Consider the following 12,281-nt stretch of genomic DNA (forward strand, 5'->3'; position numbering starts at 1 on the left):
GTCACGGCATCCCCCACCCCGGACGTGAGCCGCACGCCGGTGATGCCGACGAAGACGTCAAGGAGGGCAGCCGTGGCCGCCACTTCCCCCGATACGGCACCAGCCGCACCCGCCGTGAAGCGGGACCGTACCCACTATCTGTACATAGCCGTGATCGTGGCGGTCGCGCTCGGCATCGCGGTGGGGCTGATCTGGCCCGACGCCGGGATCGAGCTCAAGCCGCTGGGCACCGGGTTCGTGAGCCTGATCAAGATGATGATCTCGCCGATCATCTTCTGCACGATCGTGCTCGGCATCGGATCCGTCCGCAAGGCCGCGAAGGTCGGCGCGGTGGGCGGAATCGCGCTCGGCTACTTCCTCGTGATGTCGCTCGTCGCCCTCGCCATCGGCCTCGTCGTCGGCAACGTGCTGCATCCGGGCGACGGGCTGCACCTCACCAACGCCCTCAAGGCGACCGGGCACGAGCAGGTCTCCGCCGACGCGCTGCCGCCCGTCGACTTCGTCCTGTCGATCATCCCGACGACCTTCGTGTCCGCCTTCACCGACGGCCAGGTGCTGCAGACCCTGCTGGTCGCGCTTCTCTCCGGGTTCGCGCTCCAGGCGATGGGGTCGGCCGGGCTGCCCGTGCTGCGCGGCATCGAGCACATCCAGCGGCTGGTCTTCCGCATCCTGTCGATGGTCATGTGGGCCGCGCCGATCGGTGCGTTCGGCGCCATCGCGGCGGTCGTGGGCTCCGCCGGTCTGGACGCGTTGAAGAGCCTCGCCGTGCTGATGCTCGGGTTCTACGTCACCTGCTTCCTGTTCGTCTTCGTCGTGCTGGGCGCGGTGCTGCGGATCGTGGCCGGGCTGAACGTCTTCTCGCTGTTCAAGTACCTCGGCCGGGAGTTCCTGCTGATCCTGTCGACGTCGTCCTCCGAGTCGGCGCTGCCGCGGCTGATCGCGAAGATGGAGCACCTGGGCGTCAGCCGGGCCGTCGTCGGCATCACCGTGCCGACGGGGTACTCCTTCAACCTCGACGGCACGATGATCTACATGACCATGGCGTCGCTGTACATCGCCGACGCGCTCGGTACACCGATGTCGATCGGCGAGCAGATCCCGCTGCTGCTGTTCCTGCTGCTGGCGTCCAAGGGGGCCGCGGGGGTCAGCGGCGCCGGGCTGGCGACGCTCGCGGGCGGCCTCCAGTCGCACAAGCCCGCGCTGGTAGACGGGGTCGGGCTGATCGTCGGGATCGACCGGTTCATGAGCGAGGCGCGTGCGCTGACGAACTTCGCGGGGAACGCCGTCGCCACGGTGCTGATCGGGACGTGGACGAAGGAGATCGACCGGGACCGGGTGGGGAAGGTCCTGACCGGGGAGCTGCCGTTCGACGAGACGACGTTGCTGGACGAGGACGGGGTGACGGGGGAGCGCAAGGAACTGGCGGCCGCGTAGCCGGTACCCCTGTTGTTGGTACCCCTGCAGTCCGTACCTCTGTAGTCCGTACCCCTGAGAACTCCGTACGTCCGGGCCCAGCTGAACGGGGGCCGGACGTACGGAGTTTCTCGTTTCACGGTGATCCTTCTTTCACAGTGATCCTTCGTCCTGCCCCCGCCTCGCCCCCGTCCGATAGCGTGCCGCTTCCGATAGCGTGCCGCTCCGGATCAACCGGAACGGCACGTCCGTCCCCGGCGTCCGTACGGGTGAGTCAGTATGTGTCCGGTACATGTGCGGAGGCGCGGGGGATGGCGATCGACTGGGACCGGCGGGCGTGCGCCCGCAAGGGGCATGTGACCTACGCGCCCGACGACCCGAGACTGCGGGTACGGCTGCACGCCCAGACCGCGCTCGGTGACGTGTGGCGCTGTCTGCGCTGCGGGGACTTCGTCCTCGGGGAGCCGCACGGCTCGGGACCGGCCGACGACGCGCCGCTGGTGCCGCGCGGCAAGGTGCTGCGGGACCTGTTCGTCCTGCGCTTCCTGGCGATCGAGCGGGCCGTGCGGGGCGTGTTCATCGTGCTGGTCGCGGTCGCGGTGTGGAGGTTCAGCAACAGCCAGGACGCGGTGCGCCGCCTCTTCAACGACTACCTGGACGCCTTCCGCCCGGTCTTCAGGCACTTCCACTACGACCTCGACCACTCACCGGTCGTCGGTTCCATACAGAAGGCCTTCGGCTACAAGCACTCCACGCTGCTGATCGTGGCCTCCCTGCTGCTGGCCTACGCGCTGGTCGAACTCGTCGAGGCGGTCGGCCTCTGGTACGCCAAGCGCTGGGCGGAGTACCTGACCGTGGTCGCCACCGCGGCCTTCCTCCCGCTGGAGATCTACGAACTCACCGAGCACATCAGCTGGCTGAAGATCACGACCCTCGTCCTCAACATCCTCGCGGTCCTCTACATCGCCCTGACCAAACGCCTGTTCGGGCTGCGGGGTGGCCGCCGGGCCTTCGACGAGGAGCGGCACAGCGCCTCCCTGATGGAGGTCGAGGTGTCGGCGGGCGTGCCCGTCTGACCCCCGGGCGCAGGGCGCCGCCGGAGGATGCTGCTTGCCTTGACGTCGGGGGCAAGGCCTAACGTCGTGGACATGCGAATCGGCGAGCTGGCCGCGCGGGCCGGGACCACCACCCGCGCCCTGCGTTACTACGAGGCGCGGGGGCTGCTGCCCGCACGGCGGGACGGCAAGGGACACCGCACGTACGACGAGAGCGATGTCAGGCTGCTCCGGCAGATCCGGACGTTGCGGGACTTCGGGTTCGAGCTGGAGGAGACGCGGCCGTTCGTGGAGTGCCTGCGGGCCGGGCATCCGGACGGCGACTCCTGCCCGGCCTCGCTCGTCGTCTACCGGCGCAAGCTGGCTGAGCTGGACGCGCTGATCGGACAGCTGACGGCGGTGCGGGAGACGGTCGCGGGGCAGTTGGAGCGGGCCGAGAAGGCCCGGGACGAACTGGCCGCCGAGGCGCTGGCTCCGGGGGGTCCGGAGCCCGGGTGCGAACTGGGAGAGGTGACGCGGTGAGTCTGGTGAGCGGACTGGCCGAGGTGACGGACGCGGACTTCGAGACGGAGGTGATCGGATCGGACCTTCCGGTGCTGGTGCAGTTCACCGCCGACTGGTGCGGGCCGTGCCGGCAGCTGGCGCCGGTGCTGAGGGACATCGCCTTCGAGGAGGGCGACCGGCTGAAGATCGTCCAGATCGACGTGGACCGCAATCCGGGGACGACGGTCGCCTACGGGGTGCTGTCGACGCCGACCCTCATGGTCTTCCGGGACGGCGAGCCGGTGCGGTCGATGGTGGGCGCACGGCCCAAGCGGCGGCTGCTGGAGGAGCTGTCCGACGTGCTGTGAAGCGCGGCCGCCCACGAAAAAATCCCCTGAGCAATTGCGCTCGGGGGATTTCGCTGCGTATATTCGGTGATTCACGACTTCATTTGGGTGAGCTCGTGGAGCAGTTCACTGAGCACAGTATATCCGGGCGGGAGCGGAATTGTCAAACACCGAATTTCCAGACGATGAATTGCACCAGGAACAGGAATTCATCGACGGACTGTACGCGCGCGTGGACGTGCTGCGCGGCGAGGCCGAGACCTCGGTCTCTGACGCGCTCGCCCAGGGCGACAAGCCCATGCAGGCCCGGCTGGAGCGGGACATCCTCGTCGCCGAGCGCTCGGGGCTGCTCGCCGCGCTGAACGCCGTCGACGGCTCGCTCTGCTTCGGCCGGATCGACCTCACCGACGGTACCGGCCACCACATCGGCCGTATCGGACTGCGCGAGGACGACGCCGAACGCACCCCCGTCCTCATCGACTGGCGGGCCGACGTCGCCCGCCCCTTCTACCTGGCCACCGGCCACACCCCGATGGGCCTGCGCCGACGCCGGCACATCACCACCCACGAGCGGACCGTCACCTCCCTGCACGACGAGATCCTCGACCTCGGCGACGCCACCCGCACCGGGTACGAGGACCCGAGCGGCGACGCCGTGCTGCTGGCCGCGCTGAACTCGGCCCGCACCGGCCGCATGAGCGACATCGTGCAGACCATCCAGGCCGAGCAGGACGAGATCATCCGGGCCCCGTACCGCGGTGTGCTCGTCGTGGAGGGCGGCCCCGGCACCGGCAAGACGGCGGTGGCACTGCACCGGGCCGCCTACCTCCTGTACGAGTACCGCGAACTGCTGGCACGCCGGGCCGTGCTCATCGTCGGACCCAACCCGGCCTTCCTCGGCTACATCGGCGAGGTGCTGCCCTCGCTCGGCGAGACCGGGGTCCTGCTGGCCACGGTCGGCGAGCTGTTCCCCGGCGTGAAGGCGACAGCGGCCGACAGCAGGGAGGCGGCCACGGTGAAGGGCCGCGCCGGCATGGCCGACGTCCTCGCCGAGGTCGTACGCGACTGGGAGTCGCTGCCCGATCCGGTGATCGCGATCGAGCACGAGCGCGAGATCCTGATGCTCGACGACGGACTGGTGGCGGTGGCCCGCGAGCGCGCCCGCGCCGCCGGGCTGCCGCACAACGCGGCCCGGGAACACTTCGAGGGCCACGTCCTCAACACCCTCACCGAGTTGTACGCCGAGCGCGTGGGCACCGACCCGTACGACGGCGGCAGCCTGCTGGACCCCGCCGACATCACCCAGATCCGCGACGACCTCGCCGAGAACCCCGAGGTCTGGGCCGCCATCGACCAGCTGTGGCCGCGGCTGACACCGCAGCGCCTGGTCGCGGACTTCCTCGCCGACCCCGTCGGCTACCTCCCCGACGAGGACGCGGCCGCCGTCCGCCGCCCGGTGACCCGGGAGTGGACCGTGGCCGACGTGCCGCTGCTGGACGAGGCGGCCGAACTGCTCGGCGTGGACGAGCGGCTCGCGCGGGCGCTGGCGGAGCAGGAACGGGAGACCCAGGTCGCCTACGCGCAGGGCGTCCTCGACGTCTCGTACGCCTCCCGGACCTACGAGTTCGAGGACAAGAACGACGAGGACTCCGAGGTGCTGTCCGCCCACGACATCATCGACGCCGAGCGGTTCGCCGAACGGCAGGAGGAGGCGGACCACCGCAGCGCCGCCGAACGGGCCGCCGCCGACCGGACCTGGGCCTTCGGCCACATCATCGTGGACGAGGCGCAGGAGCTGTCGCCGATGGCCTGGCGGCTGCTGATGCGGCGCAGCCCCACCCGCTCGATGACCCTCGTCGGAGACCCCGCGCAGACGGCGGAGGCGGCGGGCGTCGGCTCGTGGTCGCAGATCCTCCAGCCGTACGTCGAGGACCGCTGGGAGCACACGCGCCTCGGCGTCAACTACCGCACCCCGGCCGAGATCATGGACCTCGCGGCAGCCGTCGTCCGCGCCGAGAACCCCGGTTTCGAACCGCCCAGCTCGGTGCGTTCGACCGGGGTACGGCCCTGGGTGCGCGCCACCGACGACCTGCCCGGCGCCGTCGCCGAGGCGGTCCGGGAGCTGACGCCCGCCGAGGGCCGGCTCGCGGTCATCGCCCCGCGCCACCTGCACCGCAAGCTGGCGGCGCGGCTGGACGGGGTGACGGCCGGTGCGGAGCCGGACCTGACCCGGAGCGTCGTCCTCCTGGACCCCCGCCAGTCCAAGGGTCTGGAGTTCGACTCGGTGCTGGTCGTGGAGCCGGCCCGCTACGGCACCAGCGACCTGTACGTGGCCCTGACCCGCGCCACCCAGCGGCTCGGGGTACTGCACACCGGGACGCTGCCCGAGGCGCTCAAGCGGGCCGCAGCCACACCGTAGCCAGCGGAGGCAGGGTCAGCCGGATGCTCGCGGGGCGGCCGTGCGCCCCCTGCGGCTCCGGCTTGACCGGGTCCGGCCGCACCACCCCGCTCCCGCCGTACCTCGCCGCGTCGGTGTTCAGCACCTCCAGCCACGCCGGAACGTCCTCCGGCACACCGATGCGGTAGTCGTGCCGGACCACCGGGGCGAAGTGGGACACCGCCAGCAGCGGGCCGCCCTCCGCGTCGAGGCGGAGGAACGCCAGCACGTTGTCCTCCGCCGCGTCCCCGGCGATCCACTGGAAACCGGCCGGGTCGGTGTCCCGCTGCCACAGCGCGGGCGTGGCCCGGTAGCCGGTGTTCAGATCGCGGACCAGGTCACGCACGCCCCGGTGGTCGGCCTCGGCGCCGTAGGACGGGTCGAGCAGCCACCAGTCCGGGCCGTGCACCTCGGACCACTCCGCGCCCTGGGCGAACTCCTGGCCCATGAAGAGGAGTTGCTTGCCGGGGTGCGCCCACATGAAGGCCAGGTAGGCACGGAGGCCGGCGCGCCGCTGCCACCAGTCGCCGGGCATCTTCGAGACGAGGGAGCCCTTGCCGTGCACGACCTCGTCGTGGGAGATGGGCAGGACGTAGTTCTCGCTGTACGCGTACACCATCGAGAAGGTCATCTCGTGGTGGTGGTACTTGCGGTGGACGGGGTCGTGTTGCATGTACTCCAAGGAGTCGTGCATCCAGCCCATGTTCCACTTCAGCCCGAAACCCAGCCCGCCGAAGCCGCTCGGGCCCCGGTGGTGGGTGGGCCGGGTGACCCCGTCCCAGGCGGTCGACTCCTCGGCGACGGTCACCACACCCGGGCAGCGCCGGTACACCGTGGCGTTCATCTCCTGCAGGAACGCCACCGCGTCCAGGTTCTCCCGGCCGCCGAACTCGTTGGGCGTCCACTGGCCCGGCTCGCGCGAGTAGTCGAGGTAGAGCATGGAGGCGACGGCGTCCACCCGCAGCCCGTCGATGTGGAACTCCTCGCACCAGTACACGGCGTTCGCCACCAGGAAGTTGCGCACCTCGCGGCGCCCGAAGTCGAACTCCAGCGTGCCCCAGTCCGGATGGGCGGCCCGCAGCGGATCATGGTGCTCGTACAGCGGGCGCCCGTCGAACTCGGCCAGCGCCCACTCGTCCCGCGGGAAGTGCGCCGGCACCCAGTCCATCAGCACACCGATGCCGGCCCGGTGCAGCGCGTCGACGAGGAACTTGAAGTCGTCCGGGGTGCCGAGCCGGGCGGTGGGGGCGTAGAAACCGGTGACCTGGTAGCCCCACGAGCCGCCGAAGGGATGCTCGGCGACCGGCATCAGCTCCACGTGCGTGAAGCCCATGTCGGTGACGTAGGCGGTGAGTTGCTCCGCCAGTTGGCGGTAGGTGAGTCCTGGCCGCCAGGACGGCAGATGCACCTCGTACACCGAGAAGGGCGCCTCGTGCACGGGCGGTTCGCCCCGGCGGGCGAGCCACTCGGCGTCGCCCCACTCGTACTCCGAGTCGTCCACGACGGAGGACGTGGCGGGCGGGACCTCCGTACGGCGGGCCATCGGGTCGGCGCGCAGGGTGCGGGAGCCGTCCGGGCGGGTGATCTCGAACTTGTACAGCTCGCCCGCGCCGATGCCGGGCACGAACAGCTCCCACACCCCGGAGGAGCCGAGCGAGCGCATCGGGAACCCGGACGCGTCCCAGAAGTTGAAGCTCCCCGCGACCCGCACGCCCCGCGCGTTCGGCGCCCACACCGCGAACCGGGTGCCCGTCACGCCCTGATGGGTCATGACGCGCGCCCCCAGCGCCTGCCACAGCTCCTCGTGCCGGCCCTCGCCGATCAGGTGCAGGTCCAGCTCGCCGAGCGCGGGCAGGAAACGGTAGGCGTCCTCGGTCTCGTGCACGGTGCCGTCGTACGTCACGAGCAGCCGGTGGGTGGGGACCTCGGTGAGCGGGAGCAGCCCGGAGAAGAAGCCGTCCCCGTCGTCGTGCAGCGGGGCCGTGAGGGTCCCGGAGACGACGGTGACCGCCTGGGCGTACGGCCGGAAGACCCGGAAGGCGACCCCGCCGGGTACCGGATGCGCGCCCAGCACGGCATGGGGGGCGTGATGGGTGCCGTTCAGCAGCCGTTCCCGGTCCCCGGCGTCGAGGGCGGGGGAGACGGCGACGGGCAGGGGGTGCGAGGGGATGGGGGGCGAGGGCATGGAGGGCACGGCCCCGCTCGTGCCGGACGGCTTCTTCGCGGGCGCGGGCTTGTCGGGGTCGGCCGGCTTCTTCGCGGGGGCCGATTTCTGTGCGGGCACGGGCTTCCTCGCGGAAACCGGCTTCTTCGAAGCGGCGGACTTCTGCGAAGCAGCCGATTTCTGTGCGGGCACGAGTTTTTTCGCAGCGCCCGCCTTCTTCGCGGCACCCGCCTTCTTGGCAGCGCCCGTCTTCTTCGCAGCGCCTGCCTTCTTGGCAGCGCCTGCCTTCTTCGCGGCTGTCGATTTCTGCGCGGGGACCGATTTCTTCGCGGCCGGGGGCTTACGGCCGGGTGCCGTCTCCTTCGACGCGGCCGGTGCAGGCTGCTGCTCCGGTGTGGCCGCGTTCTCGGGGGTGGCCGAACTCTTCGGGGTGGCAGGCTTCTTGGACGTCACGGATGAGTCTCCGGGGCGGGTCGGGTCGGGTCGGACGTGGCGAGGCGGCGGACGGCCGCGAGGGGAACGGGGAGCCAGTCGGGGCGGTGCCGGGCCTCGTAGACGACCTCGTAGATCGCCTTGTCCGTCTCGAAGGCGCGCAGCAGCACCGGGTCGGTGCGCGGATCCCGGCCGGTGACCTCGGCGTACCCGGAACAGTAGGCGGCCCGGCAGGCGTGGGCCCAGTCCGGTGCGGGAGGGGTGGCCGAGTGGGCGGCGTAGTCGAAGGAGCGGAGCATCCCGGCGATGTCCCGGGCCGGCGGCTGCGGCAGCCGGCGTTCGGCCAGCGGCCGGGCCGGCTCGCCCTCGAAGTCGATCAGCGACCACTGTCCCGACGGCGAACGCAGACACTGGCCGAGATGCAGGTCGCCGTGGACGCGCTGGGCGGTCCAGGTGCGGCCCTCGTCGGCGAGCCGGGCCAGGGCCTCGAAGGAGGACCGCAGCCCCGGCTCGTAGGGGCGCAGCGCCGGTACGGCCTGGGCGGCGGCGGTGAGGCGCTCGGTCATGCCGTCCGCCAGCGGTCCCAGCTGGGCGTGGCCCAGGGCGACCGTGGGCAGGGCGCGGGCGAGGGCGGTGTGCACCTCGGCGGTGGCCCGGCCGAGCGCCCGCGCCTCGGCGGTGAAGTCCTCGCCCTTGGCCAGCTGTCCCAGCGCCAGTTCCCAGCCGTCGGCCGCGCCGCTCACGAACGGCTGGAGCACGGCCAGGACGTACGTCTGCGCGCCCAGCTCGGTACGGAGCCAGGCCGTCGGCGCGGGCACCCGGGCACAGCCTTCGCGGGCCAGCGCGAGCGGCAGCTCCAGATCGGGGTTGACGCCGGGCACGACCCGGCGCAGCAGCTTCAGGATGAACGTATCTCCGTAGACGACCGACGAGTTGGACTGCTCGCCGGTCATCAGCCGGGCCACGAGACCCTCCCGGATCTCCTGGCCCTGGTCCCGCTCAAAACGCAGCCCGCCGATGCGGGCCTGGGTGCGCAGGGCCTCCAGGAGCACTTCGGCGGGCCGGGGGTCGTGCAGTGCCTCGTACACCGTGCGGCCGGCGAGCGGGCCCTCGGTGACATGGCCGATCAGCGCGGGCGCCAGCCGGGGCGGCAGCGCCTCGCGCACGCCTATCAGCAGCTGGTAGCAGTCCCCGGGGTGCGGCGCGCCGCCCGGCGCGGTGGGCTGGTGGACGCGCAGCAGCAGGTGGAGCAGGCCCAAGCGGCCGTCGGTGGGCAGCAGTTCGGTGACGGCCACGGGTGTGAACCCGGTGACCGGCCGGCCCTTGCCGGCGAACCAGCGCTGTCGCGGCAGCCATTGGCGCAACAGGGGGTCGAGCGAGGCGAGCAGGTGAGCGGTCGTGCTGGAGGTGTCGGACGGGTTGACCGCATCCGCCATGGGCGTCACGTCCCTTCCCCGGGTCGTCGGGGTGTTAGTGATGCGTGCCCCGGGTGGGGCGGCGGAAACCGCGGGCCGCCCCACCCGGTCGCACTACGAGACGTCCCGGCGCAGCCGGAACCAGTAGAAGCCGTGGCCTGCCAGGGTCAGCAGGTACGGTAGTTCGCCGATCGCAGGGAACCGTACCCCGCCGAACAGTTCGACCGGGTGCCGCCCGCCGAACCGGCTCAGATCCAGCTCCGTGGGCTGTGCGAACCGCGAGAAGTTGTGCACGCACAGCACCGTGTCGTCCCCGCCGTCCTCGGACAGCGGGGCCTCGCGCAGGAAGGCGAGGACCGCCGGGTTGGAGGACGGCAGTTCGGTGTAGGTCCCCAGTCCGAAGGCAGGATTCTGCTTACGGATCTCGATCATGCGGCGGGTCCAGTGCAGCAGCGACGACGGCGACGACATGGACGCCTCGACGTTGGTGACCTGGTAGCCGTAGACCGGGTCCATGATCGTCGGCAGGAAGAGCCGTCCGGGATCGCTGGACGAGAAGCCGGCGTTGCGGTCGGGGGTCCACTGCATGGGGGTGCGGACGGCGTCGCGGTCGCCGAGCCAGATGTTGTCGCCCATGCCGATCTCGTCGCCGTAGTAGAGGATCGGCGAGCCGGGCAGGGACAGCAGCAGGGCGGTGAAGAGTTCGATCTGGTTGCGGTCGTTGTCGAGGAGGGGGGCGAGGCGGCGGCGGATGCCGATGTTGGCGCGCATACGCGGGTCTTTCGCGTATTCGGCCCACATGTAGTCGCGTTCCTCGTCGGTGACCATTTCGAGGGTCAGCTCGTCGTGGTTGCGCAGGAAGATGCCCCACTGGCAGCCGGAGGGGATGGCCGGGGTCTTGGCGAGGATCTCGGAGACGGGGTAGCGGGATTCGCGGCGCACGGCCATGAAGATGCGGGGCATGACGGGGAAGTGGAACGCCATGTGGCATTCGTCGCCGCCCGATTGGTAGTCGCCGAAGTAGTCGACGACGTCCTCGGGCCACTGGTTGGCCTCGGCCAGCAGCACGGTGTCCGGGTACTGGGCGTCGATCTCCTTGCGCACCCGCTTCAGGAACTGGTGGGTCGCCGGCAGGTTCTCGCTGTTGGTGCCCTCCTGCTGGTACAGGTACGGCACGGCGTCCAGCCGGAACCCGTCGATGCCCAGATCCAGCCAGAACTTCAGCGCGGAGATGATCTCCTCCTGCACGGCCGGGTTCTCGTAGTTGAGGTCCGGCTGGTGCGAGAAGAAGCGGTGCCAGTAGTACTGCTTGCGTACGGGGTCGTACGTCCAGTTGGAGGCCTCGGTGTCGACGAAGATGATCCGGGCGTCCTGGAACTGCTTGTCGTCGTCGGCCCAGACGTAGTAGTCCCCGTACGGACCCTCCGGGTCGCGCCTCGACTCCTGGAACCACGGGTGCTGGTCGCTGGTGTGGTTCATGACGAAGTCGATGATGACGCGCATGCCGCGCTGGTGGGCGGCGTCGACGAACTCGACGAAGTCGGCGAGGTCGCCGAACTCGGGCAGGACGGCCGTGTAGTCGGAGACGTCGTAACCGCCGTCACGCAGCGGTGACTTGAAGAACGGCGGGAGCCAGAGGCAGTCCACGCCGAGCCACTGCAGATAGTCCAGCTTGGCGGTCAGACCCTTCAGGTCGCCGATCCCGTCGCCGTTGCTGTCCTGGAAGGAGCGGACCAGGACCTCGTAGAAGACGGCGCGTTTGAACCACTCCGGGTCCCGGTCCCTGGCGGGAGTGTCCTCGAACGTGTCCGGGACGGGCTCGTTGACGATCATATGGTGGGTGACCCTCCGATCTGCGGGGTGGACGGTCGCAGAACCGAGAAGACGTGCGCGGGTCGACGACCCGGTTCGAGTCGCACGTAGTTGGCCCTGCCCCAGTGATAGGTCTCGCCGGTGAGCAGGTCACGCACCGGCACCGACTCGTGCCATTCCAGGCCGAGTTGCGGCATGTCCAACGAGACCGTGGCCTCCTGGGTGTGGTGCGGGTCGAGGTTGGCGACGACCAGAACCGTGTTCGAGCCGCTGCGCTTCGAGTACGCGATCACCGCTTCCTTGTCCGTGTGGTGGAAGTGGAGATCGCGCAGCTGGCGCAGGGCCGCGTTCTGCCTGCGGATGGCGTTGAGGCGGGTGACGAGGGGGGCGATGGTGCGGCCCTCGCGGGCGGCGGCCTCCCAGTCGCGTGCTGTGAGCTGGTACTTCTCCGAGTCGAGGTATTCCTCGCTGCCTGCGCGCAGCGGGGTGTTCTCGCACAGTTCGTAGCCGCTGTAGATGCCCCAGGTGGGGGAGAGGGTGGCGGCGAGGATCGCGCGGACCTCGAAGGCGGGCCGGCCGCCGTGCTGGAGGAAGGCGTGCAGGATGTCCGGGGTGTTGGCGAACAGGTTGGGCCGCATGTAGGCGGCCGCGTCCCCGGACAGCTCGGTCAGGTAGTCGGTCAGTTCCTGTTTGCTGTTGCGCCAGGTGAAGTAGGTGTACGAC

General features: G+C 70.4%; 9 protein-coding genes. 5 read left to right on the top strand and 4 right to left on the bottom strand.

The features are described from left to right. Window positions 1–42 precede the first annotated feature (42 nt). The 5 genes from ACGFYV_RS22200 (at window position 43) to ACGFYV_RS22220 (ending at window position 5,717) form a co-directional block, all read left to right on the top strand. Window positions 43–1,434, top strand: a complete 1,392-nt coding sequence (locus ACGFYV_RS22200; protein ID WP_393880153.1) for a cation:dicarboxylate symporter family transporter — start codon at window positions 43–45, stop codon at window positions 1,432–1,434. Window positions 1,435–1,724: 290 nt separating this feature from the next. Further along, a complete protein-coding gene (locus ACGFYV_RS22205) occupies window positions 1,725–2,489 on the top strand; it encodes a DUF2127 domain-containing protein (RefSeq protein WP_393880132.1) in 765 nt (254 codons plus the stop codon). 72 nt (window positions 2,490–2,561) lie between these two features. After that, entirely contained in the window at window positions 2,562–2,990 is a 429-nt protein-coding gene (locus ACGFYV_RS22210) for a MerR family transcriptional regulator (protein WP_393880133.1), read from the top strand. Further along, complete coding sequence (gene trxA, locus ACGFYV_RS22215; RefSeq protein WP_393880134.1) at window positions 2,987–3,319, top strand: thioredoxin; 333 nt, start codon at window positions 2,987–2,989, stop codon at window positions 3,317–3,319. Before ACGFYV_RS22210 ends, trxA begins: the two co-directional genes overlap by 4 nt. Window positions 3,320–3,488: 169 nt before the next feature. Then, the gene (locus ACGFYV_RS22220) at window positions 3,489–5,717 is read left to right on the top strand and encodes a HelD family protein (protein WP_393880135.1); all 2,229 of its coding nucleotides are present in this window, start codon (window positions 3,489–3,491) and stop codon (window positions 5,715–5,717) included. On the opposite strand, the gene glgB is transcribed toward ACGFYV_RS22220, so the two are convergent. The 4 genes from glgB to ACGFYV_RS22240 form a co-directional block, all read right to left on the bottom strand. Further along, window positions 5,692–7,920: a 1,4-alpha-glucan branching enzyme gene (gene glgB, locus ACGFYV_RS22225; RefSeq protein ID WP_393880154.1), complete on the bottom strand. Its 2,229-nt coding sequence runs from the start codon at window positions 7,918–7,920 to the stop codon at window positions 5,692–5,694. The genes ACGFYV_RS22220 and glgB overlap by 26 nt on opposite strands. Before the next feature lie 428 nt (window positions 7,921–8,348). Then, window positions 8,349–9,767, bottom strand: a complete 1,419-nt coding sequence (locus tag ACGFYV_RS22230; RefSeq protein WP_393880136.1) for a maltokinase — start codon at window positions 9,765–9,767, stop codon at window positions 8,349–8,351. Between the two features lie 93 nt (window positions 9,768–9,860). Next, the gene (treS, locus tag ACGFYV_RS22235; protein ID WP_393880137.1) at window positions 9,861–11,579 is read right to left on the bottom strand and encodes a maltose alpha-D-glucosyltransferase; all 1,719 of its coding nucleotides are present in this window, start codon (window positions 11,577–11,579) and stop codon (window positions 9,861–9,863) included. Further along, on the bottom strand, window positions 11,576–12,281 hold a 706-nt coding region (locus tag ACGFYV_RS22240), incomplete at its 5' end, for an alpha-glucosidase C-terminal domain-containing protein (RefSeq protein WP_393880138.1). The genes ACGFYV_RS22240 and treS, both read right to left, overlap by 4 nt.

This window comes from Streptomyces sp. NPDC048297, assembly GCF_043201585.1.
Classification (GTDB): domain Bacteria; phylum Actinomycetota; class Actinomycetes; order Streptomycetales; family Streptomycetaceae; genus Streptomyces.